This is a genomic window from Tsukamurella soli (assembly GCF_039541155.1).
GTDB classification, from domain to species: Bacteria; Actinomycetota; Actinomycetes; order Mycobacteriales; family Mycobacteriaceae; genus Tsukamurella; species Tsukamurella soli.
The window spans coordinates 20,317-43,569 of record NZ_BAABFR010000015.1; the positions used below are offsets into that span (position 1 = coordinate 20,317).

At 69.6% G+C, this 23,253-nt stretch carries 13 protein-coding genes; 6 read left to right on the forward strand and 7 right to left on the reverse strand.

Annotated elements, in window-relative coordinates; genetic code table 11:
* Positions 1-67: 67 nt before the first annotated feature.
* Together ABD908_RS06870 and ABD908_RS06875 are read left to right on the forward strand one after the other, a co-directional pair.
* Entirely contained in the window at positions 68-292 is a 225-nt protein-coding gene (locus ABD908_RS06870) for a DUF433 domain-containing protein (protein ID WP_344992817.1), read from the forward strand.
* Positions 293-317: 25 nt separating this feature from the next.
* Positions 318-560 (forward strand): DUF5615 family PIN-like protein, encoded by a 243-nt coding sequence (locus ABD908_RS06875; RefSeq protein WP_344992925.1) that lies wholly within the window; start codon positions 318-320, stop codon positions 558-560.
* 61 nt (positions 561-621) lie between these two features.
* Here ABD908_RS06875 and ABD908_RS06880 read toward each other — a convergent pair whose 3' ends face one another.
* Genes ABD908_RS06880 through ABD908_RS06895 form a run of 4 tightly spaced genes read right to left on the reverse strand, consistent with a single transcriptional unit; the run spans position 622 to position 16,810 of the window.
* Complete coding sequence (locus ABD908_RS06880; RefSeq protein ID WP_344992821.1) at positions 622-2,838, reverse strand: 3'-5' exonuclease; 2,217 nt, start codon at positions 2,836-2,838, stop codon at positions 622-624.
* On the reverse strand, positions 2,838-9,164 hold the full coding sequence (locus ABD908_RS06885; RefSeq protein ID WP_344992824.1) for a DEAD/DEAH box helicase: 6,327 nt from the start codon (positions 9,162-9,164) through the stop codon (positions 2,838-2,840). The genes ABD908_RS06880 and ABD908_RS06885 overlap by 1 nt, the downstream gene beginning before the upstream one ends.
* A 3-nt stretch (positions 9,165-9,167) precedes the next feature.
* Entirely contained in the window at positions 9,168-13,892 is a 4,725-nt protein-coding gene (locus ABD908_RS06890) for an Eco57I restriction-modification methylase domain-containing protein (protein ID WP_344992828.1), read from the reverse strand.
* A 2-nt stretch (positions 13,893-13,894) separates the two neighbouring features.
* Positions 13,895-16,810 (reverse strand): helicase-related protein, encoded by a 2,916-nt coding sequence (locus tag ABD908_RS06895; RefSeq protein ID WP_344992831.1) that lies wholly within the window; start codon positions 16,808-16,810, stop codon positions 13,895-13,897.
* A 129-nt stretch (positions 16,811-16,939) separates the two neighbouring features.
* Between ABD908_RS06895 and ABD908_RS06900 the strand changes: the two genes are divergently transcribed.
* The gene (locus ABD908_RS06900) at positions 16,940-17,239 is read left to right on the forward strand and encodes a helix-turn-helix domain-containing protein (protein ID WP_344992832.1); all 300 of its coding nucleotides are present in this window, start codon (positions 16,940-16,942) and stop codon (positions 17,237-17,239) included.
* An 83-nt stretch (positions 17,240-17,322) separates the two neighbouring features.
* Here the strand turns inward: ABD908_RS06900 and ABD908_RS06905 are convergent, their stop codons facing one another.
* From ABD908_RS06905 to ABD908_RS06915, 3 genes are read right to left on the reverse strand one after another with little or no spacing between them, the layout of a single operon-like run.
* On the reverse strand, positions 17,323-18,072 hold the full coding sequence (locus tag ABD908_RS06905) for an adenosylcobinamide-GDP ribazoletransferase (RefSeq protein WP_344992835.1): 750 nt from the start codon (positions 18,070-18,072) through the stop codon (positions 17,323-17,325).
* 1 nt (position 18,073) lies between these two features.
* A complete protein-coding gene (cobT, locus tag ABD908_RS06910; RefSeq protein WP_344992837.1) occupies positions 18,074-19,828 on the reverse strand; it encodes a nicotinate-nucleotide--dimethylbenzimidazole phosphoribosyltransferase in 1,755 nt (584 codons plus the stop codon).
* A gap of 3 nt (positions 19,829-19,831) precedes the next feature.
* Positions 19,832-20,506: a DUF3043 domain-containing protein gene (locus tag ABD908_RS06915; protein ID WP_344992839.1), complete on the reverse strand. Its 675-nt coding sequence runs from the start codon at positions 20,504-20,506 to the stop codon at positions 19,832-19,834.
* 193 nt (positions 20,507-20,699) lie between these two features.
* Between ABD908_RS06915 and ABD908_RS06920 the strand changes: the two genes are divergently transcribed.
* The 3 genes from ABD908_RS06920 (at position 20,700) to ABD908_RS06930 (ending at position 23,251) form a co-directional block, all read left to right on the forward strand.
* Positions 20,700-21,776, forward strand: coding sequence for a glycerate kinase family protein (locus tag ABD908_RS06920; protein WP_344992928.1), 1,077 nt, complete (start codon positions 20,700-20,702; stop codon positions 21,774-21,776).
* A gap of 53 nt (positions 21,777-21,829) precedes the next feature.
* Positions 21,830-22,198, forward strand: coding sequence for a HesB/IscA family protein (locus tag ABD908_RS06925; protein WP_344992841.1), 369 nt, complete (start codon positions 21,830-21,832; stop codon positions 22,196-22,198).
* A gap of 78 nt (positions 22,199-22,276) precedes the next feature.
* Positions 22,277-23,251 carry a carbohydrate kinase family protein gene (locus ABD908_RS06930; protein WP_344992844.1) on the forward strand — a complete coding sequence of 325 codons (975 nt, stop codon included), beginning with the start codon at positions 22,277-22,279 and terminating at the stop codon, positions 23,249-23,251.
* Positions 23,252-23,253 lie beyond the last annotated feature (2 nt).

Genomic DNA, 23,253 nt, shown 5'->3' on the forward strand with positions numbered 1-23,253 from the left:
CACATGTTGTGCCGGGCAGTGGTAGAACGGCGAGCGATGTAACCCCGGTTGCCGGTACGGTTGACCCATGTCGTTGCTTGATCGGATAGTGATCGACCCGCAGGTGGTTCACGGTCGGCCCGCGATCCGGGGGACCCGCATGCGCGTCTCCGATGTGCTTTCGCTGCTGGCGTCCGGGGCGACGATCGAGGAGATCGTCGCCGACTACCCGTATGTCACCAGCGACGACGTCAGGGCATGCCTCCAGTACGCCGCACTGCAGGCGGATCACGCCATCCTCGACGCATCCTGAACGTTGAGCTGGGCATGTTGTCGACATCGGTCCAGTTGATAGCCCCGACGGTGTCGTGTGGGCGTATGCGCTGCAGCATGACGCAGCCGCGATCACCAAGGATGGAGACTTCGCCGACATGCTCGCTCTCGACGGCGACGCACCTGTCATCGTGTGGATACGGATCGGCAACACAAGACGTGCCGCTCTCATCGAGTGGTTTGTTCCACTCGTCGAACAGATCGTTGAGATGATCGTCGCCGGCAACCGGTTGATCGAGCTCCGATGATCGCCGTCCCCTGTAGGACTGCCCGCGGTCGACGGAACGGTGCACATGTTGGGTAGGGGAGTCAGCCGAGTAGTTCGCTTCGGGTCCCGGTCCACATGACGACGAGTGTGTCACGGGCGCGGGTGGCGGCGACGTAGAGCAGGGAGCGTTCGCGCTGCAGCGCGTCCTCGCGGTCGCCGTCGGGGAGGGAGTCGATCACGTACTTGCGGGGGACGTTGGCGGCGCCGACGCCCACCAGGATCGCGCAGGCGAATTCCATGCCCTTGCTGCGATGCATCGTCATCACCTGCGGGAGGCCCGCGCGGCCGGCCGCGTCGCGGTCGACGAAGGTCACGTGCACGCCGTGCTCGCCCAGCGCGCGCACGAGACGCTCGGCCTTGTCGCGGGTCGCGACCAGCAGGCCGATGCTCTCCGGCGCGACCTTCTTGGCCTTCCACTCATCGATCAGCTGGGCCACGCGCTGATACTCCTCGGCCAGCGAATCAACCTGTATCAGTTCGGGATCCGGACCCTTCCGAGCCGAATGGTACTGGTCGACGGTGTCGCTCTCACCGTCGAGATCGGTGAAGTCCTGGCCCTCGAGGATGCGCAGCGCGAAGCGGAGGTTCTGTTCGGTGGTGCGGTAGTTCAGCGTGAGTCGCGCCGACGCACGCCCGCGCACGTTGATGCCGTAGTGGCTGAGCGTGAGCTTCTGCCCGTAGATCCGCTGGTGGCCGTCCTCGGCGATGAACAGATCATTCGGTCCCTCCACTGCCAGTGCGCGCAGCAGCTGGAAACGCGACGGGCTCAGGTCCTGGCCCTCGTCGACCAGGACGTGATCCGCGGCCGGACCCTGCTCCTGCAGCACCCGGACGGCGATCGCCGCCTTCTCCTCGTAGTCGACGGTCGCCTCCGCGGCGGCCGCCGCGCGATACGCGGCGATGACGTTCCAGACCCCCTGCCGCCGTGCGCGGTTCAGGGCGACGCCGCGGCCGGGACGACGCACCTTGAGGTACTCGGCGGACGTGGTGATGGCGTTCGGGAGGACGATCATCGCGTACTCGGCCTCGAGGAAGCCCGGGGTGGTGAGCTCGCGGGGCAGCCCGGCACCCGCCTGTTCGGCGGCCGCCTGCCACCGTCCGGCGCGGGTGCTGCGGATCTGCGCGGTACGCGGCCCGAGCACCGCGGCGACCGGGCCGGGGTTCCCGTCCCGGCCCCCGAGGTCGCCCGCATGGCTCACCACGCGGTGCGCGATCTGGTCGACGCTCGCGATGTACACACCGGCGTCGCCGAGGTCCTTCGCGAGGCCGATCTTTGGTTCGAGTAGCTGGATCTGCTCCTTCAGACTCTCGGCGAGCGTCCGGTTGAACGTGGTCAACACGATGCGGGCCTGCGGGTTTCGCCGCCACAGATCCCGGGTGCGGTGGATCAGCACCACCGTCTTGCCGGTGCCGGCGCCGCCCGTGATCCGCGCGGAGCCGCTGAAGTTCTTGGTGGTCAGGGCGCGTTGCTCGGGGTGGAGGAAGACGCGCCACGCGGTGAAGTTCGGGTTCTCGATCGCCGCCCGGAGCTCGTCGTCATCGTCGATGAACGCGAACTCCATCTGGGCGGCCGGGTGCTGCAGCGCGTTGAGTAAGCGGTCGTCCTCGGTCTCGCCGACCGGTGCGGCGTCGTCGAGCCCGTACCGCTTCCGCACCTCGGAGATGCTCTCGCCGGTGAAAAGGTCGAGCAGTGCGTGGCCCTGCCAGGTCGCGGGCGCCGACTCCGCATATTCCAGCAGGCCGGTCGAATCGGTGAGATCCAGTGCTCCGGCCGCGAACTCGGCGGCGAAGCCGAGGTCGGCCAGATAGTCGACGGTGAACTCACGCTGGCGCAGCGAGCGGGACCGCGGGCCGGAGGGTGCCGGCGCGGGGGTCGGTTCGGCATGGCGCGGCTGTGTGGGCACCTGCCTGATCGGCTCCGGGGTGGTGGCGACGGGGATCAGCTCACCGACCCCGTTGCGCGGGTTGATATCCATGCGAGACGACTTCGCGATCTCGATCGCCTCGTCGTGTGGGTAGGTCCCCGCGAACACATAGTGCGCTTCGCCGCCGCTGCCTTGGATCTTGAACAGCACCGCGCGATAGTTGTCATTCACGCGCCCGGTGCGGGCCCGAGGGTCGACGGCGTTCTTCATCGGCTCGACGTGCAGGCCGGGGGTGGCGTCGTTCTTCGCGAGCTTCGTCAGGAACTGGTAGGTCGCCTTCTGCAGGCTCCCGTCGATCTTGTCCAGTCCGGGGCCGAGGATGATCTGCGGCATCAGGCACCTCTCTCGTGCAGGGCTTCACGGACGGCGTCGACGTCGGCGGGGCACAGGGTCCAGCCGTCGGCGATGAGGTCGGCGCGATCGTCGTCGGCGAGGTCCACGTCCACCGCGAGTCTGTGCTCGGGCCAGGAGATCTCGATCGGGACGCCCCCCGCGGCCTCCTCGCCCACCGTCGGCGCCGGGACGCCCGCCTCGGCCAGCAGCAGGATCAGGGACTGCTCGAGCGTGGACTCGTACGCCTCGAGCCAGGCCCCGGTGAGGCCGACGGTGACCGTTGGCGCCGGTGCGGCGCTCGCCGCCTGTCCCGCCGGCGACGGTGCCGCATGTGCGGCGTGTCGCCGCGTGGTCACGTCGGCGCCGAGGACGCGGAAGTTGAGCAGGTTCGACCAGTGCAGCCACTCGCGCCACGCGTCCTTGGCGTCGAGCGAGATGCTGTGGTCGTCATCGTCGAACACCACCGCGACGTCGGAGACGTCGACCCCTCCCGTCGGCAGAGGTCGGATCCGCATCGAGAGCGCGAGATCGCCTCCGCCGCCTACGAACACGTCGCCGTTGGCCGCGGTGACCCCGTCGTCGAGTTGCGCCAGCGCCGCCTCGAGGACGGACGGCGACGACGTGCGCATGCCTCGGGTGCCCAGACTGTGGACCGCCATCAGCGGTGCCCAGTGGGCGAGTTGCTTGCGCGCATCGCGGGACGGGTCCTGGATCCACGCGATCAGCAGGTCGATCGCGTTGCCGAACGTGAGCTCCAGGGCGCTCTTCGACAGCTGGTCGCCGGCGGCCTGTAGCACTGGTTTCGTTGCGGCCGTGCGCAGGACCGGCGACGTGAGCACGACACCGTCGACGTCGTCCCGGGTGACGGCGATCACCTGGTACCCGCCGTCGCGGAGGTTCCGGCGCTTCTCGGCGTCGTCCGCTACGCGGTTGTGCGTGGCGCTCGCGTGAAACTGCCAGCCGTCCGTGAAGATGGCGGTGGGCGGCACACCCGCGCGCGCCGAGGTGAGCACGAAATCCGGCTTGCTGCCGAGCACGTTCTCCTGCGGCCGCAGCGTCCAGCGGTTCATCGACCCGAGCGAGATGTCCCACACCACACCGCGATCCGTCGGCTTCTCCGCGATGGTCGCGCCGAGCGCCTCGAGCCGCCTGCGGAACGCGACCCGGAAGCGCTTCTCGAGGTCGGACTCGTCGTCCACGATCTCGGGCTCGATCTCGGTCACCTGCCAGGGCATTGCGGCGGGGACCACGGACTCCTCGTCGGGGGCGTGCTCACGCCCGGTGAGCAGCGTCGTCAGGTGCTGATCGGCCGATGCCCGCGAGGTGAACCGGATGTCAGCGAGGGATGCGAACGGCAGCAGGCATTTCTCGCACGCGAGCTTGCCCGTCGCCCGGCAGTCGCAGGTGTGGACGATCTCCCTGGCGCGGTGCAGCAGGTCCCACACGGCCTCGGCCCGGGCGAGGTCGGCGAGGTAGCCGGTGCCGCCGGGCACGGTGTCGTGCAGCAGCAGCGCGGGGCGCTGCGTATCGTCGCCCGCCGGCTCCCAGATGGCCGTCACCTGCAGATGGTCGGGGGAGCCGCCGAGGCGCTGGCGCAGCCCGAGCAGCAGGGCCGCGGCCAGGGACGGCACCGCGAACGAGTCGCCGAGGGTGATCGTCGCCGGCAGCCGCAGGACGAGGCCCTCCGTCGTCATCTCCCGGGCCAGCGCCACCGAGACGGTGTCCTCATCCAGTGCGGTGCGGAGCGGGCACCACGGCCGGTGCTCGGCCGGGCGGTTCGACCGTGAGGAGTGGTCGAGCTTGCCGCACTCCCGGCATACCCGGAACAGCGACGCCTCGATCTCCTGACCGGCGACCAGCCGTGAACTGCCCGCGCTCAGTGCGGTTCCCATGTTCAGCCAGCGCAGATGCAGCCGGCGGGCGTGGACGACCCCGAGGCCCAGCCCCTCGACGAACCATCGAGCATCGCAATGTTCCGGATCGGTATCGGCGGCCGCGACCACGCGGTACAGCTGGCGCGATCGTTCGTCGCTGGCGTCGTCGATGGTGGCCTCCTCGCGGCGGATCACCGACGAGACGTTCTTCAGCTCCACGACCGGAAGGCGTTGCCCGGCATCGGAGATCGTCTGCGACTTGCAGCGCGGGCAGGCCGACGGTGCCGGGCCGCCCGCGGTGTCGGCGAGGTCCTGGATGTACCCGCACCGTGCGCAGCACGCCCAGTCGTGCACTTCCTCACTGTCGACGCCGAGGTCGACGGCGTCGATCGCTATCTCGAAACCGTTGGCGTAGAACTTCGATCCGGGGGCGAAGTCGCGCAGTGCCTGCGCCGAGCCGCGGTGGATCTCGAAGTCGTTCGACTCGAAGCCGTCGGTCTCCGGATCGCGCCAGTTCACCGATACTGCGAGGGTGACGGTGTCGTCCAGCAGGGTGTAGTTGGGCAGCAGCCCGAACACCTCGAGTGCGCTGATCCAGTACTCGGACCGCAGGTTCGCGAGTTGCTTGGCGATGAGGCGCACCGTCGCCTCCGCAGTGCGCAGCTCGGCCTCGTCGTCGGAGGTGTGCGCCGGAGATGTGGCCTTGGCCTGCAGATCCGGGATCAGCTGTTGGACCGCCGCGAGGCGGCGCTGCAGCAGCTCGATCCGGCGGGTCCACTCGCGTGAGGCGGCCTGGCAGCGCTGCGCGAGCGGGCTGGTGGCGGGGCCGGCGGTGGCCTGGGGGAAGTGGCGCAGCCGCTCCACCACATCGTCACCGAGAGGCGGGAAGGCGCTGATGAAGGCGTCGACCAGCTCGGTGGCGTGGGCCTCCGCCTCGGCGATGAGTGTGCCCAGATAGGTGTCCGGCGCAGTCGATTTCAGCACGTCGGGCGTCGTGCGCGGGTGCGGCGTATCCGAGCGCCGGGCGAGCAGGTCGGCGATGGACGCGATGAACTGGCGCCGCAGGATCTCCTCCGCGTCGAGGTAGGTTGCCGGGGGTCGGACCGTGCCGTTGATGGTCTCGTCCGGGTGTAGGAACCGCGGCAGCTGGTCGCCTCGCGCTGTCACGTACGCAAGGGCGAGTGCGTTGCCCGTGAGGCGTCCGGCCCGGCCGACCCGCTGCAGGTACGAGGCGACAGTGCGCGGCAGTGACGACAGCATGACCGCGGACAGGTCGCCGATGTCGATGCCCATCTCCAGCGTGGGCGTCGCGACGAGGACATTCGGCGCGTCTGGCGGGGGATCGGCCATCTTGAACCGGTTCTCGTACTCGAGCCGCGTCTCGTCCGGCAGCAGGCTGGTGTGCTCGCGAGCCACTACGCGCCGGATGTCGGTGGCGGCGTACATCTGTCGGTAGAAGTTGTCGTCGATGGTGTGGCTGCCCAGCGTGCCCTCGCAGCGCAACACCAGGCAGGGCGCGCCGCGGAGCTTCTCGACCACCGCCGGGTCGGTGTACACGGACGCCCCGCAGGTGGAGCAGATCAGCGAGAGTTCGCCCTCCGCAAGCTCCTCGGGCATGACGGCGCGGGCGATGATGGACGACGGTGGGAGATCGTAGGTGTGCGCGCCGGACTGGGTAGTGCTGCGCGCCAGCACATCCCGGTGGTGTAGCCGGTCGAACAGGGCACGCGCGAGGGTTCCACCCTCGATCGGGGTGAGGCCGAGCACCTGCGCGGTCCAGTTGGCGTACCAGCCGCGGGGCGAGGCGATCGGCTCGAGGTCGGTGTCGCCGGTCTTGCCCGTGATGGGGTAGCCGGGCGCCGAGGTGCCGCGGCCGAACCCCGGCATGCCCTCGGTCCGCTTGCGGCCGCCGGTGATCCACCAGCGGTTGCCGTCCTCTTGGCGGAAGCGCTCGAACCAGGGGTGGCCGATCGCGCCGCGCTGGTGCATGTGCAGAAGCACGCCGTGCACCCAGCGGGACAGGCTCGTGTCTGGTGCGTCGTCGAGGGTCAGCTGAACCCCGTCGGACTGCAGCGCCCCCCGGGCGATCGAGAGCAGTCTCGCCTCCGGCACATCGATATACGTGAGCGCCGTGCCTGTGCGCTCGAGCGTGCGACCGACGCCGGACCGCAGGCCGAATTCGAGCTCGATGTCCAGCAGCAGGCGTTTGATCATCGCGGCGCGGAGCTTCGGCGGGATCCCGGCCGCCGTCTTCGTCGCCCAGAACTTCGCGAAGTCGCTGCGCTCTGCCAGTTCAGGTGGCAGCAGGCGGTATCGGGCGTTCTGGCTGTCGCCCGCCAGGGCCAGTACCCGGTGTGTGAGGGAGTCGAGGTCGGCAGCACCGTCGGCCAGGGCCTGCCGGATGAGCGTGCGCAGGGTGAGGGCGTGCGAGCGGGCCTGCACGAAGCCGGCGCGGTGCGCGGCGTCCTGGACGCTGTCGGTGAAGACGAGCGCGCGCTTCTCGCGGCCGTCGAGCTGCGGCGTGCCGAACAGCGTGGACAGCGACACCGAGAGCATCGTCGCGATCGCGGAGCCGAGGAACCGGATGCCCTCTGGTTGGCGGCACGACGGGCAGGTGTCCTTGATCGAGTCGGCCCCGGCGTCGGCGCCCAGGTTCATCAGGACGGGGAGGGCGAGGCCCTCGGCGATCGTGCCGTCATCGGGGCGCGTCGCGGCGATGCGGCGCTCCTCCACCATCAGCCAGACGAGGCCGGTCGGGTCGTCCGGTGCTGCGGTTGGGGCGTTCTCGGCCGGCTCGGCGTCGAGGGCCTCCAGTGGGGCATGGATCAGGGCGCGGAACCGGTCGTCTTTGTTCATCGCGCGGCGGCGGATCGTCGCGTCGTCCGCGTCGAGGTCCAGACCCGTGGGTGCGAGCGTGATGCCCCAGCCGGAGCGGTTGCAGTGGCGACAGTAGATGGCGGGCAGGAACGTGGTGGGCAGGTCGTCGGGGGCGGTGTCCTCGAGGACCACGCCGTCGTCGGCCCAGCGGAATTCGGGCGATCCGGTGGCGGCACGGTCGACGCGGGTGAGCTCGCGGATCCACAGGTGCACCTCGACGGAGGGGGCATCGCGGCCGACGGTGGCGCGGACGTGGCTCAGCATCGTCAGCAGGGGTTCGACGGTGCCCGGCCCCAGCTCGTCGCTGAGGTCGGCAAGGCTGGTCGCGGATTCGGCCGCGGCGATGAGCTCGTGGACCGTGGGGTGGGCGCGCACGAGGTCGAGCAGACCCGCGCCGTCCGGGCCGACGGCGTGCCGGACGTGCCCTGGGGCGCTGTCGTACAGCGCCGCAAGGACGTCGAGGGTGACGTCGGCGGGGGCGCGATCCTCGAGCGGGATCTCGCGGAGCCGGTCCCGTGCCGTGTCGGACTCGTCGACCGTCAGCCAGCCCGTCCGCGCGCCCTCGGCCCATTCGTGGACGGTGAGCCGGGACTCGGTGACCACCGAGTCGGGGGTGAAGACGTCGCCGAAGACGGTGTGCGCGAAGTCGAGCATCGCGGTGGGGTTGGTGCCGTCGCCGAGGGTGGCCGAGGTGGCGACGGGGGTGATGCGGCCGAGGGGTCGCTGTCGGTCGTCGTCGGTGATGCCGGGTTCGTCTGCGCGCCAATAGCTCTTGAGGGTCTGGCCGAGGCGGCGGAGCAGCATGGAGACGTCGGTGCCCTGGGCGCCGTCGTAGGTGTGGAACTCGTCGAGTACGAGGTACTGCAGGCTGGTGGCGCTCTGCTGCCACAGCGGCGCGTCCGCTGCGCGAAGTAGCAGCTGGTCGAGCATCTTGTAGTTGGTGAGCAGGATGTCCGGCGCGGTGTCGCGGATGATCTCGCGGTCGGTGATCAGCCCGTCCTTGGTGACCATGCTGCGCTGCGGCCCGGACTCGCCGGTGTAGAGAGCCGCGGTGATGCCGCCGAGGGCCGGATGCTTGGTGAGCAACTCGGTGAGGCGCGCGGCCTGATCGTTGGCGAGCGCGTTCATCGGGTAGAGGATGAGCGCCTTGGTTCCCGTCTGCCCGTGGCGTTTCGCGCGCTGCACGTGGTCAAGGATCGGGTAGAGGAAGGTCTCGGTCTTGCCCGAGCCGGTGCCGGTGGTGACGAGCGTCGGGAGTGGGCGCGACTTGTCCGGGCCGAGGTTGTAGCTGGACAGGCGCGCGAACGCTGCGGCCTGGTGACCGTAGGGAGTGAAACCCCCCTCTTTGGTAGGCAGGGCCCAGTCCAGGGTTTCGCGCCAGCCTGTGTCCGCTGGTCGGAAGGGCAGGCGCAGGCGGACGTAGGGCCCGCGGAACATGCCGGAGTCGGTGTGCTGCAGGAAGTCGTCGAGCACCAGCTTCGCGTCGGGGTCGGCGAGCGCGAAGGTGGTGCCGAGGTAGTCGAGCAGGCTGGTCTTGATGGTTTCGGCCTGCGAGAGGGGCAGGAGTTCCGCCACAGGTCACACCTCCCCGTTGTCCGCGAGCCGGGCCTCGAACACGGCGTACGCCTCGCGCATGTCCTTCTCGCGGTCGAGGAACTGGAACGGCAGCTCGTAGGTGTAGGTGTTGCCGGCCTGGTTGGTGGCGGTGCGCTCCTCCTCGGTGAGGTCGTCTTGTTTCTTGCGCCACCTGACCTGCACCTCCTGCGGCACGAGGCGGCCGTTCATGTCGTACAGGTACTTGTTGCGGTCGTACCCGTAGAGCACGGGGAACTGCGTGCGATAGACGGTGCACAGCTCATCCGCGGTAATGCCGAGCCCGAGCGCCACGAGCGCGTCGATCTCCACGAGCGCCTGCCGGCGGTCCGCGGCGATGCGGAGCGGGGTGTCGGGGGTCCACTCGGGGCCGACGTCGCCGAGGGGCCTACGACGGCGGTGGTCGAATCCACCTGCCCAGGAATCGGTTTGAACTCCGTCGTCGTAGCTGTCCTGCCAGAGTGTGGCGTAGGCGTCGGTGACGCAGTTGAGACGCGCGGCCCGGGTCGCGATCATGCGCTGGATGCGCGGATCGGTGACCCAGGGGAGCCGTTGCAGGGATGAGAGTGGGATGGTTGACTTCGGCGCCGCACGTATCCCGAAATCGTGTGCGATCGATGACATGACGCCACAGATGACGGTCAGCTCGAGGGCATCTCCGGCAGGGTTGACCAGAGAGTAGACCGGATGTACGTGGGCTGCTCCGGGCGGGATGAGCGCGGGGACGAGAGTGCGTTCTGCAGTGTTGTTGGCCATGTTGCGCCAGGCGACGCGGAAGCAGTCTCGGGCGTGGACGAGGCGCGCTTCATTGTCCTCGCCCACGATGTCCCACGAGGTGTAGCGCGCGTCGTACACCTCACGATCCCCGGTCGGCTTGTACGTCGTAATCGGGAGCGACGCCGACTGAAGTGTTTCGAAATCGGTTGCGGTCCAGTCTTTGTTGGACCGCAGAGTGTGATTCGGCGCCTTGATGATGGGTGACGAGACGAAGAGGTGAGGCCCCTGCAGGATCACATCGTCCCAGGATGCCGGTTCGCCCCAATCGCTATCGAAGCGTCCTTTGGTGCGGTCGCTCTTCTCGTGCCAACCCGCTGAGAACTCCAGCTGCAGACTGCCTAGCCGTGGTGCCGCCGACAGTGCAACGAGGACGTTCGACACCGAGCTGTTGACCGCGTAGACCATGCGGGTGCGATCTGGTTTGGTCCCGGGCTCTTCAAGGATGTCTGTCCAGCTCTGTAGCACGGTCTCGTCGACAATGACGACCCGCGAGGAATGAGGGCTCTGGTCCCAGTTGCCCTCTCTATCTTTGAGTCCCGGTTCTGGCCCTTGCGCGTTGTATACCAGTGACCGCGTCACAGTATCGGGGTGGTAGAGCGACGACGCGTTGAGAAAGCGTGGAGGCCGCTCCCCGGCGTAGGTGTGAACACCGTAGGTCACATGATTGTCGATTTCGTAGAGTAGCAGTGCGTTTTCAAACTGCCAGTGCCGGCGGAGCCGTCGATACGTCGCGTGCCGCAGAGCGGTGGCCTTCTCGTCTGTGAAGTGAGATTCAGGATGAATAAGCGTTGCGATCCCAGTGCGTGAGCGGTGGCGCCAGGTCAGCTCCATGAAGCACCGGTACAAGTCCGGTTGCAGAGCTGCGAGGTGCGGGTACATCCGGGGGTCACCGACAAACGCCGAGGTGGCCGCAATGTCTGTGGTGCCGTCGAGGACCAGGTCGGCCATCCCGGGCAGCGCGAGTGAATGCGTCTTCTTAGCGGCTACGACCTCAGGCTTCTGCTTCGACAGAATGACAAGTTGGAACCACGGATCACCCTCGGCAAGTAGCGCATCCACATCGGACCGTGGTCGCACCCACGGGGGATTCCCGACCTGCAGATCGAACCCGCCGCGGGCGAAGATGGGGGCGAAGTCGAGTTCCCAATGGAAGAAGCCTTGGCGGTCGGCGACGCGCTGGGCCACTGTGAGCCATGGGTGGGCGGCGAGCACGGTGTCGACCGGCTTCGCCTGCGCGAAAAGCAAGTCCGACTCCTCGGCGTCGGTGAGCTCCGCCCATGTGGACACCTCGTAGAGGTTGCCCTGACCGGCTTTTTCGCCTCGTGTCTCCTTCACCGGCGTACCGAGCAGGTCGGTGAGCGTACCGATCCACTCGTCGACGCCGGGCGGCTCGATGATGACATCGTCGACGGTGCGGTCACCGTCGGTGAGCGGCCAGAACCAGAGGGCGCACCAGGTGTCCATGACCCGCCGCAGGCGTCGGTAGGCGCCGTTCTGGTCGGCGAGGGACTCCTCGATCTGCTCGCGGCTCACGGCGCCGCCGGTGGGGACGAATTCGCGGCCCCACAGCGGGATGTCGCGGCGGATCTCGGATTCCGCGATCTCCAACCGCCGCAGAGCGAAGGCCCACAGCGTCTCGGTGCGGATAGCGAGGTCGCGGAGTCGTCGGACTTGGGCGGCGGTCGGCTTCTTGCGGAAGGTCTTCCGCCAGTCCTTGAGCTTCGCGGTGGTCTCGGAAGCGAGGTTCCTCGCCTCCTTGGCGTCCACCGTCGAGCCCCAGCCGGTGGTCGGCAGCAGGAAGGTGTGCACCGAGTTGTGCGGGATCGACTCGCCCAGAACCACATCCACGGGCGTCGCCTCGAGGTAGCCGCGGTCGGTGACCTGGTCCGCGACGACCACGGAGTGGCGCGCGCCGATCAGCGAGTTGCCGCGGCGCAGGTGCAGGCCGAACCAGGGTGCCGCGAGCCCGGGCCCCATCGTGTCGAGCCACAGCGTGATCTCGGCGAATTCGACGGCGGTGGCGTTGAGGTCGACGCCGTAGACGTTGTGCAGCGCGAGGTAGGACTTCACGTGCTGCAGCTCGATCGCGTACCGCTCGGGATCGATACGCTCGCCCAGCTCGTCCTGCCGCCGCTTGAGGTACTGCTCGGCGAGCTGGCGCACGGCCTCGATCGCGAACGCGCCGGAGCCCATCGCGGGCTCGCAGACCGTGAGCTCGAGGATCTGCTCGGCGGTGGTCGTCGTGTCGTCCTGGTCGAGCAGCTCCTCCAGGGCCTGGCCGACGGTGAAGCGGGTCAACACCTCCGGCGTGTAGTACGAGGCCGACTGCTGCCGCTCGCGGCCGGCGAGCCGGAACACGAACGTGCCGCGCCGGTGCACGACCGGCTTGAGCTCGCCGTTCTCGTCCGGCGCCTTCACGAAGTCGGCGGGGGAGATCGACGCGATCCGGTCCTCGGGGACCACCCACGAACCATCCTCCGGGTCACCGTGTTTCGCGACCTCGTACAGATCCTCCCCGGCGAAGAAGCCGGTGTAGCTCATCAGGCCCTCGTACACGGCGCCCAGCTGGTTGATGCCCAGCTCCGCGTAGGACACATACCCGCGGTCGCGGCCTCGCATCGGCTTCGTCTGCAGGAGTAGTTGCAGTACGCGCTGCAACTCCGCGTCGCCCAGCTTCACCTCTGCGATGAGCGAGATCGCCTCGGGGCGGAACAGATCCGCGCGCAGCGCGCCGAACTTGAGGCCCTCCTCGTAGGCGGCATCGTTCGCAGCGGCGCCACCGTCATGGCCCTGGTCGACCAGCTCGAACAGAACCGCCAGCGAGTCGTAGAAGTGTGTCTTCGACTGCGCGCTCAGGTTGGTGATCTCGACGGGCAGCAGCTCGCGGAGCCGGTCGAGGCTGTACCCCTGCTCGTATGCCGGTACGCCCGTGGGCAGCACGCCCAGCTCGGGGGTCGCCTCGGCGTATAGCAGGAACAGCACGCGGTAGAGGAAGCGCAGCGACTGCCCGGCGAGCACCTGCGCCTGATCGGCCGGAAGCGGCAGGAGTCCCTGGGCCGCACGGCGGCCCACCACCTCGTTGGCGATGATCTCGATCGACAGCCGCACGCCCTCGCGCAGATCCTTGGAGACGCCGACGGTGTGCTTGACCGACTCGTCCAGCACCGTCGCCCACCAGATGTCACCGTCGGCGTCCGGGGCGAGGGAGTCGGCGTCGAGGCACGTGAGGGCGCGGTCGATCTCGCCGCCGCGCTTGTCATCGTTCCGGTCGCCGACGAGCTGCAGGTCGACGGCAAGGTAGCGGCCCTCGAGCCACCGCTCGCGTTCGGTGACGAGCGCGACGCCGCCGGCGAGCACGAGCGCGAACCGCGGGCCGTCGTCGTCGACGAAGAGCGTGGACAGCAGGGAGGCGACGGAGAAGACCAGGTCCGCATCATCCCGGTGGTACGCGCGCAGCAGCGTCTTCTCGTGCTTGGCCAGCAGGTCTTCGAGTCTCAGGTCGCCGGCGGCCTCGACGATCACGAATGGTGCGGGGCCGGTGAGTCCGCGCGTGCGGAACTCCAGGACCGGGCCGGGCTCGGTCTCCGAGCTGCCGACGCGTTCGATGTCCCAGCGGACGGCGTTGTCGAAGCCGAGGATCGACCGCAGCTCTGCGTAGAGCGGGTCGAGCGTGTCCGCGTCGGCGTTCTCCGCGAGCGCACTGAGGCTGCGGCCCAGCTGGTTCCGGGACTCGGTGTAGCGGCCGCGCGTAGTGGCGGTACCGACGCCGGGAGCGGAGCGAGCGGGTCGCATGACGCCGTCCGCCCGCGCGGCATCCCACTGCTTGCGTCGCTCGATGGTCTTCGCCTGGAACGACTGCGACGTGGCATCGGTGGTGAAGTAATGCTCGCTGAGGAACTCGTCGCCGACGATCAGCGCGTCAGATGCGGGCACGGTCAGCTCTCCGATCCGAGGGGGAGGACGACGATCAGCGGGCGGGTGAGGCGCCGTGCGGGATTCATCGCGACGGCGAGCTCCTGCTCCTCCGTGATCCGCTTGCTCTGCTCGACCAGCTCGGAGCGCTTGATCAGCGTCCCGGCCTCCTCCTGCCATCGGTGGGAGCGCCGCATCCATGCGCCGATCCGCGCGGCGGTCTCGCGGCGGATGGCCTCGGCCTGCTGCTCGGCGTTCGCATCGGCGGCGCGCACCGCGGCCGCGACGAGGGGCTGCAGCGCCTGGACATCGGTGATGTCGCAGGTGTTGACCTCGGCGAGCTTCAGCTCGGCGACGGCCTCGTGGGCGGTCGTGTGCGGCATCGCGAGCGAGGCGCTCGGCTCGTCCGGGTCGGGGAAGGCCACCGTGTAGTAGCCGGCGGCGACCACCTGGCCGCGGCCGTTGGTCTGCGTGACCTGGACGAGCACCGTCGGGAACAGGACCGCGCCGCGCACGGCGTAGATCTGCGCGCGGCCCAGCTCGGCGAGCGCGCGGTCGGCCGCCCAGTCGAGGATGGGGTGCAGCGGCGCGAGGTAGTGGGCCTCCGGCCAGGTCGACGTGGAGGCGCCGGTGCGGGCTTGCTTCAGCTCCTCCTCGCCGCGCGCGGCGGTGTAGGCGAGCTTGTAGGTATCGGTCACTCGCCGCGCGGTGAGGTAGTCCTGGGGGAGCACCTTGAGGCGCTGGGTCAGGTCCTTCGGCGGGGTGAGGCTCGCGATCGAATACTTTTTGTGGACAGTCCAGCCCACGCCGTTGGGGGGCTGCAGCTGCGGGGTCTTCAGGAACTCGAGCAGCGCGTCGGAGAGGAATGTGAAGTCGGACTCGTAGACCCCCGGGGAGGCGGTGTCGAGGGCCGTCTCGTACTGCGCGTCACCGTCGTCCTGGTCGATCTGACCTAGCGCGAGGCTCGCGAAGAAGGCGTCGAGGCCGCCACCGTCGGCAACTTGATCGACGGTCTTGACCACCGCGTCGAGCTCCTGCTGGCCGGCGAGGACCTGGCGGATCGACTCCTCCTCGGCCTTCACGTCGTACGTGCCCATCAGCGACGAGGTGTCTCCGAGTGCTTTGTGCGCCTCGTGTTCGCGCTCGACCAGGCGCGTGAGGACGCGGATGTCGCCCGCGAAGTGCGCGGTGGACGGGGTGAGTAGCAGCGTCGTGATGTGCGGCCGGCGGCGCTGCCCGTAGCGGTCGATGCGGCCGTTGCGCTGTTCGATCCGGATCAGGCTCCACGGGATGTCGTAGTGGATCAGGTTGTGGCACTGGGAGTGCAGGTTGACGCCCTCGGAGGCCACGTCACCCGTGACGAGGATCCGGATCGGCGAGGACTCGAGCTTGAACGATTCGACGATGTCCGTCTGCTCGATGTCGCTGAGCCCGCCGTGCAGCACGGCGACCGGATCGAGCGAATCACCCTGGGTGGGCTTCAGTTTCAGGTCCGTCGCCAGTGCCTCGGCGAGGGCTGTCAGGGTCGCCACGCGCTCGGCGAAGATCACCACCCGGGTGTCGCTGCCCGGGCCGACGCCGATCTCAGCGAGTAGGTCCTTCAGCGCAATGTACTTGGCCGACTTCACGATCGGCACCGCCTCGGTGAGGTCGGCGAGGACGTCGAGGGCGTGGCGTTCCTTCGCCGCCACGGGGGACATGTCGAGGCGGCGACGCCGCTCGCGGACCGTCTGCATCAGCGCTGCGGGGGAGGAGAGGAAGGCCTTCGCGAGCGTCCACGGGAACAGCGACGAGGTCTTGCCGGAGTACGGCGTGCCGCCGTCGGCCGGCCAGAGCCAGACGTCCTCGAGCTCACGCGCGATGGCGTCCTCGGCCGGGGTTGCCGGCACCGTCAGGTTGCGGGGCGGTTGCCGCTCGGCCCAGTCGGCCCCGACCTCGCTCGCCACGTCGGGGTGATGACGGTGGCGGCGAATGACGAGCTTGCGGACCTCGTCGAGATCGGGCTCGCCGTCGGGGGAGACGGCGGTGGGATCGAGCATGCGCACCAGCTCGGCGAAGGATTCCGCGCGGCCGTTGTGCGGGGTCGCGGAGGCGAGGATCAGCGCGTCGGTGCGCGCGGACAGCAGCCGCGCGAGGCGGTTGTTCTGGGACGCGGTGTTGGTGACGTTGTGCGACTCGTCGATGACGACCGCGTCCCAGCGTTGCTTCTGCAGGTTCGCGATGTAGCGATCGCTCTTGAGCGTGTCGATCGAGATGATGACCCGCCTGTAGTACGTGAACGGGTTGCGGCTGGCGGGCAACACCTGCCGGATGCGTTGGATGCCAGCCGAATCCAACCGGACGAAGGGGAGCGCGAACCTGGTCCACAGCTCCATCTGCATCTGCTCGAGGACGTGCTTGGGCGTGACGATGAGGATGCGTTCGCCCCGGCCGCGCCGGACCAACTCGGACAGGATCATGCCGATCTCGATGGTCTTCCCGAGGCCCACCGAGTCGGCGAGCAGGATCCTGGGCCGCAGCTTGTCCGGGTCGAGCGCCTTGGCGACTGCCTTGACCTGGTAGTCGAGCGGCCTCGCGAGGCCGCCCTGCGCCGTGGCGAAGCCGGGGTCGGTGACGGCGATCGGGGTCTTGCGGAACATCGACTCGAGCCACAGCCGGCTGAGCCGGAATCGTTCGGAGGTGTCGGGGACGACGGTGACGGCAGTCGGATCGACCACCTGGATCCGATCGAGGGCGGTGGAGAACACCGCCGACGTGTCGCGGACCAGCTCGGAGAGTCCCGTGACGTGGACGAACGATCCGTCGGCGGTGGGCTCCACCGCCGTGACGAGCCACTCCTGGTCCCGGACAACGACCACCGATCCGGGAGCCCCCGCGAAGGCGTTCTGCGAGCGCCGCACGGCAGACGGGGCGCCGTCGTGTTCGAGAACGTCAACCATCGCCCGCCATCCCCCTTGTCAACCGGGTAAACCCCGCGAGGCGAATCTAACAAGGGGAGCCGACAGGTTTCAGTGGTACCTGGGGTTTACCCGGTGGCCTGCTGCGGCGAGCGTCGGAAGGCTTGGCCGGTGCCTGCCTCGCCGATCGAGATGCACCTGGCGAAGCTGCTGGGTACGCGCTTGCGGCGACTGCGGGAGGAACGGGGCTTCACCCAGGAGTCGATGGCGGCGAGGACGGGGATCGACCCGAAGACATACCAGGGCTATGAGAACGGCGTCGGGGACTACAAGGCCGGTAGGCCGTTCAACCCCAAGCTCAACACGTTGATGGCGCTCGCCGACGGATTCGGTATCTCACCGCCGGAGCTGATGATGGTGCTGTTCGACGAGCGAGATGGGAAAGGCTCGGGCGCAGCGACACGAGCGTGACGGTTGTGACGGAACATCATCAGAGTGTCGACGGAACGGTGCACATTTTGGTTGCGAGGCCGACGGAACGGTGCACATGTTGGTCAGGCTGAGATGACGACCAAAGCGATGACGGTGGCGGTCTCGATTCCCAGGCCGTAGACGTCGCCGCTGCTGCCGCCGAAGCGGCGGACGCAGTGCCGCATTACCAGCGCGGCAACCGCAAGGGCAGCGGCGACGGCGACCGGGCCGTGCCACGCGACCGACGACGCCGGTATCGCAGCGGCGCACGCGATCGCGGACCAGGTCGACACCACAGCGGGGTGTTGTGTTCCCGCCGTGAGGGCACCGAAACCGTCGGGATTCGCCGGGCCCCAGCCGCGGCGGCAGCCGATCACCGCGGCGACCCGCGAGGCGGCGACCGCGACGCCGATCGCGTACCAGCGACAGTGGCCGGCGAGCGTCGCCACGGCGGCGACCTCGGCCAGCAGGACGAGCACCAGTGCCACGGCGCCGAACGCGCCGATCGTGCCCTGCCGCATCACCTCCCGGGCCCGCTCGGGCGGACCGTAGGTGCCGAGGCCGTCGGCGCAGTCGGCGAGCGCATCCAGGTGCATGCCGCGCGTGACCAGTGCGGCCGCCCCGACAGCGAGCACCCCGGCGAGCAGCGGCGACAGGCCCGCCACCGTCGACACCCACGCGACGGCGGTCACCGCGGCGCCGACCAGCACACCGGCCACCGGCACCGCAGCGATCACGGCTCCGGCGCTCTCGCGGGTCGGCGCGGGCGTGAGGCGGCGCGGCACCGGCAGGACCGTCATCCACGAGACGGCGGTCGCGACGGCGCGCAGCATGTCAGCCCTCGCTGACGCCGGCCTCGCCGAACGTCGCCATCTGCCCGAGGATCGCTACCGACGACTGCACGAGCGGCAGCGCGGTGGCCGCGCCGCTCCCCTCGCCGAGCCGCATCCCGAACTCCAGCAACGGTTCCAGGCCGAGATGCGCGAGGGCGAGGGTGTGCGCGGGCTCGGCGCTGCGGTGCCCGGCGACCCACCAGGCCTGCGCGCCGGGCGCGAGCTCCGCGGCCACGAGCGCGGCCGCGGTGACGACGACACCGTCGAGCACGACGGGGGTGCGCCGCAGTGCGGCCTGTGCCAGAAAACCGGCCATTGCGGCGAGGTCTGCGCCGCCCGCCTTGCGCAGCAAAGACTTCGGGTCACGCGCGGATGGTCGCGCCCGCCACATGCCGTCGCGGACCGCGGCCACCTTGCGCATCCACCCGTTGTCGTCGATCCCCGTACCGCGGCCGATCACGACGGCCGGTTCGTTGTCGGTGATCGTGCCGATCAGCACGGCCGCTGGGGTGGTGTTGCCGATGCCCATGTCGCCGGCGACCAGCAGGTCGGCGCCGGAGTCGATCTCGTCGTCCGCGATGGCGCGGCCGACTGCGATCGCCGCGATCGTCTCAGCGTCGCTGAGTGCATCCTCTACGGCGAGGTTCCCGGACGAGCGGCGCACCTTGTGGCGGCTGATCTCGGGGGAGGTATCGGACAGGACCGCGATGTCCTCCACGCGAACGGTCGCGCCGGCCTGCCTCGCAAGGACATTCACCGCTGCGCCATCCGCGGAGAAGTTGGCGACCATCTGCGCCGTCACCTCGGGCGGGTACGCGGACACGCCGCCCGCGGTGACGCCGTGGTCGCCCGCGAACACCACGATCCGCATGCGCTCGAACAACTTCGGCGGGCAGACGCCTTGGCACGCCGACGCCCAGATACCCAGCTCCTCGAGCCGCCCCAGAGAGCCGGCGGGCTTCGTGAGCTCGAGCTGCCGCGCCCGGGCCTGCGCCGCGACCTCCGGATCGGGCGCGTCCACCGGTGCGAAACGCAGTGGTTCCGTGCCGGCCTCGGGCTCGGGTAGCGCGACGGGCTCGGGCGGCGTGATCGGCGCGGGCGGGGCGATCGGCTCGGGGACGGGAACCGCGGCCACACCGGCGACCGTCGCGTCGGGACCGTCGGGGTCGATGTCTCTGGTGAGCAACACGGCACCGGCGGGGGTGAGCGCGGCACCGTCGGCCCTCGATGCGGCGGAACCCTTGAGCGGCAGCGGAAGACCCGCGACCACCAGCTCGACGCGGTCGGCGACCGCGGCGACGGCGGTGTTGAGGCCGCCGAGGGAGTCCTGGAACACCCTGCCCGCCTGCGTGGTCGGGACGAGCGAGAAACCGACCTCCGGGCTCACGAGTACGAGGTCGCCGGGGTAGGCGGCGATCGCCGCGACCAGCGCGGCGACCGCGGGCTCGAGCACGGCGGCCGGTGCGTCCCACGCCCCGGCACCGTCGAGTGTGGCCGTGAGCCAGCCACCGAGGTCGTCGACGAGGGTGGCGGGATAGGGGCCGGTCGTCAGCAGCGTTGTGATGTCGGCGGTCTCGACGGTGGACCAGCCCGCCGGGCGTCGCGCGCGATGCACATCGATGCGGGCGCGGAAGTCGTGATCGACGCCCACCGCGGCGGCGGCCGTGGCGACGTAGCGTGCCGCGGCGGGGAGTAGGGACTCGGCGAAGGCCGACTTACCCGACCGGACGCCGCCCAGAACGAGGGTGACCGCCACGGATCAGACCGCGTCGCCGGGCTTGACCTGGGGCCGCGGAATCCGCATGCGGCGCAACTGCGTCGATCGCATGAAGGCATACCAGCCGAGCCGGAACCCGGCCTCCGTGGTGCCCGGGAACCGGGCCTGCACCTTGCGGTTGATGCTGCGGCCCACCAGGAGTCCCTCGATCACCATGATGGCCACGAACACCAACAGGATCGGCATCGCCAGCGAGGACAGGAGCGGGTCCTTGATCACGATGAACATGTAGACCATCACGACCAGCGCGACCGGGATGAACAGCGTCGAAACGTAGCGCCGGGAGTCGACGAGGCTGCGGGTGTACCGCTTGACCTCGCCCTTCTCCCGGACCGGGAGATACTTCTCCTCGCCGGCCATCATCCGCTCGCGCCGGTCGGCAGCCGCGGAGCGACGCTTGGTCGAGGCCTCGCGCTTCTCCTCCTTGCTCAGCACGGGCGCCGTCTCCTTGCGCCGTGAGCGCGCCTCCTTGCGGGTCATCGGCGCGGGCGCGACGGGTCCGCGGCGCCGGTTCTCCGCCTGGCGGCGGCTGGGGGTCGGGCGGCCCTTGCCGGGCGTGCGGCGCGGCGCGGCGTCGTCCAGTACTTCTGCGCCGGCGGTCGCATCGGTCTGGTCGCCGCCCGCGTCCGGGGCGTCCTTGTTCCACGGGAGCTTCACGCTGACCAGCGTAGAAGATGACGCGCGGCGCCTCGCGACGCCCCGGCCCGGCGCCGCGCTGCCGGGGGTGGACGGCGAATCTATACTTCGTCGCATGTCAGGCCAGGACGCGCGTGGGGCACGGGGGACGGACGGACCGGGGGCGGCGCGGGTCGGCGAACCGGCGGAACAAGCGGCGGAAGTCCCGGCGCGCTTGCGGGTCCTGATCGCTCCGGACTCGTTCGGGAACACCCTCGACGCCGTGGCCGCCGCCGACCGGATCGCTGCCGGGTGGTCGGCGGTGCGGCCGGACGACGTGCTCGAGCTCGCGCCGCAGTCCGACGGCGGGCCGGGCTTCGTGGACGTGCTCGCCTCGGCGTTCGGCACCCGGCGGGTGCTGACGGTGCCGGGGCCCCTCGGGGATCCCACGCCTGCCGAGTACCTCGTGGACGGCGGTACCGCCTACATCGAGTGTGCCCAGGCCTGCGGCCTGCACCTGCTGCCGGACGGCCCCACCGAGGACACGGCGATGGCGGCGTCCTCGCGCGGGGTGGGCGAGTTGATCGCCGATGCGGTGCGCTGCGGCGCGACCCGGGTCGTCGTCGGGCTGGGCGGATCCAGTTGTACGGACGCCGGATTCGGCATCGCGGAGACGTTCGGCGGGTTCGCCGGCGCGGCGCGGGCGCTCTCGGGAATCGAACTCGTCGCGGCGACCGACGTCGAGCACCCGTTGCTGGGTCCCCACGGGGCCGCGGAGGTCTTCGGACCGCAGAAGGGTGCGTCCCTCGACCTGGTGACCGCCCTCGAAGAGCGGAACGAGGCAGTCGCCTCGGCGTGGTGGGAGGCGACGGGCCGGTCGGTGGCCCATCTTCCCGGTGCCGGGGCAGCCGGCGGGATCGGAGCTGCCCTGCTCGCCCTGGGTGCCACCCGCGAGTCCGGCGCCGATGTGATCGCGGCCGCCACCGGGCAGGACGCCAAGCTCGACGAGGCCGGCCTGGTACTCACCGGCGAGGGACGGTTCGACGCGCAGTCGTTGCGCGGCAAAGTGGTGACGGCGCTCGCCGCCCGCGCTGCACGGCACGGCTGCCCGACGTGGGTCCTCGCAGGTCAGGTGGCGGTCACCCGCGCCGAGGCGGATGCCGCCGGCGTGGGCGAACTGTTCTCGCTGGTCGACAGAGCAGGGTCCGTAGAGCGCGCCATGACGGAGGCCGCGCCGCAGCTGGAGGGCCTGGCGGCGGAGGTCGCGCAGCGCTGGTCGGCGATGGTCGAGACGCCGTCCGGCAGGGAATAGCCAGGATTGGAGTACCGTTGGTTATCTACACCTGTGTGTGAGGAGAATGAAGTATGACGACGGCTGACCTGAACGTCACTACCGCGGAGACCGCGGCGACCGGCGTGGTGCTCACCGACGCGGCCGCGGCCAAGGCGAAGGCGCTGCTGGACCAGGAGGGGCGCGCGGATCTATCGCTGCGCATCGAGGTGCAGCCCGGCGGCTGTGCCGGCCTGCGTTACCAGCTGTACTTCGACGACCGCAGCCTGGACGGCGACGTCAACACCGATTTCGGCGGCGTCAACCTGGCTGTCGATCGGATGAGTGCGCCGTTCCTGCTGGGGGCGAAGATCGACTTCGTCGACACCATCGAGAAGCAGGGTTTCACCATCGATAACCCCAACGCCACCGGCTCCTGCGCCTGCGGCGATTCGTTCAACTGACGCCCTGACGTCAGACCGGGACCCTCCGGCGTTTAGGCTCGACTGAGGTCAACCACCACGACGCCGGAGGGTTCTGCTGTGCCGATAGCTGTTTCGGGCTCGATCGCCACCGATCATCTGATGAGGTTCGAGGGCAAGTTCTCCGAGCAGTTGCTCGCCGAGCACCTCTCGCACATCTCGCTGAGCTTTCTGGTCGACGACCTGGTCGTGCAGCGCGGCGGCGTCGCCGCCAACATCTGCTACGGCATGGGCCAGCTCGGCCACCGCCCCGTCCTCGTCGGCAGCGTCGGCGCGGACTTCGAGGACGGTTATCGCGGCTGGCTCGACGCCGGCGGCGTCGACACGTCCGGCGTCCGGGTCTCCGACACCGCGCACACCGCGCGATTCATGTGCACCACCGACGCCGAGATGGCGCAGTTCGCCTCCTTCTACTCGGGCGCGATGTCCGAGGCGCGCGACATCGACATCGCCGACGTCGCCGAGCGGGTCGGCGCCCTCGACCTCGTGGTGATCGGTGCCAACGATCCCGCCGCCATGACCCTCCACACGCGGCAGTGCCGCGACCTCGGCATCCCGTTCGCCGCCGACCCGTCGCAGCAGCTCGCCCGCCTCAGCGGTGACGAGGTGCGGGGCCTGGTACAGGGCGCGAAGTTCCTGTTCACCAACGAGTACGAATGGGGCCTGCTGCAGCAGAAGACCGCGCTGTCCGACGCGCAGGTGGCCGAGCTGGTGGCCGTGCGGGTCACGACGCTCGGCGGCAACGGTGTGGACATCGTGGTGTCGGACGGGCCGAGCGTGCACGTCGCCGTCGTCCCCGAGCGGGAGAAGGTCGACCCCACCGGTGTCGGCGACGCCTTCCGCGCAGGCTTCCTGGTCGGCGTCGAGGCAGGTCTGTCCTATGAGCGCGCGGCGCAGCTGGGATCGTTCACTGCGGTCAAGGTGCTCGAGACCGTCGCGCCGCAGGACTGGGTGTTCGACGCCGACGAGGCGCGTGGCCGACTGACCGGTGCCTACGGGGCGAACGCGGCGAGCGAGATACTCGCAGCCCTGTAGCT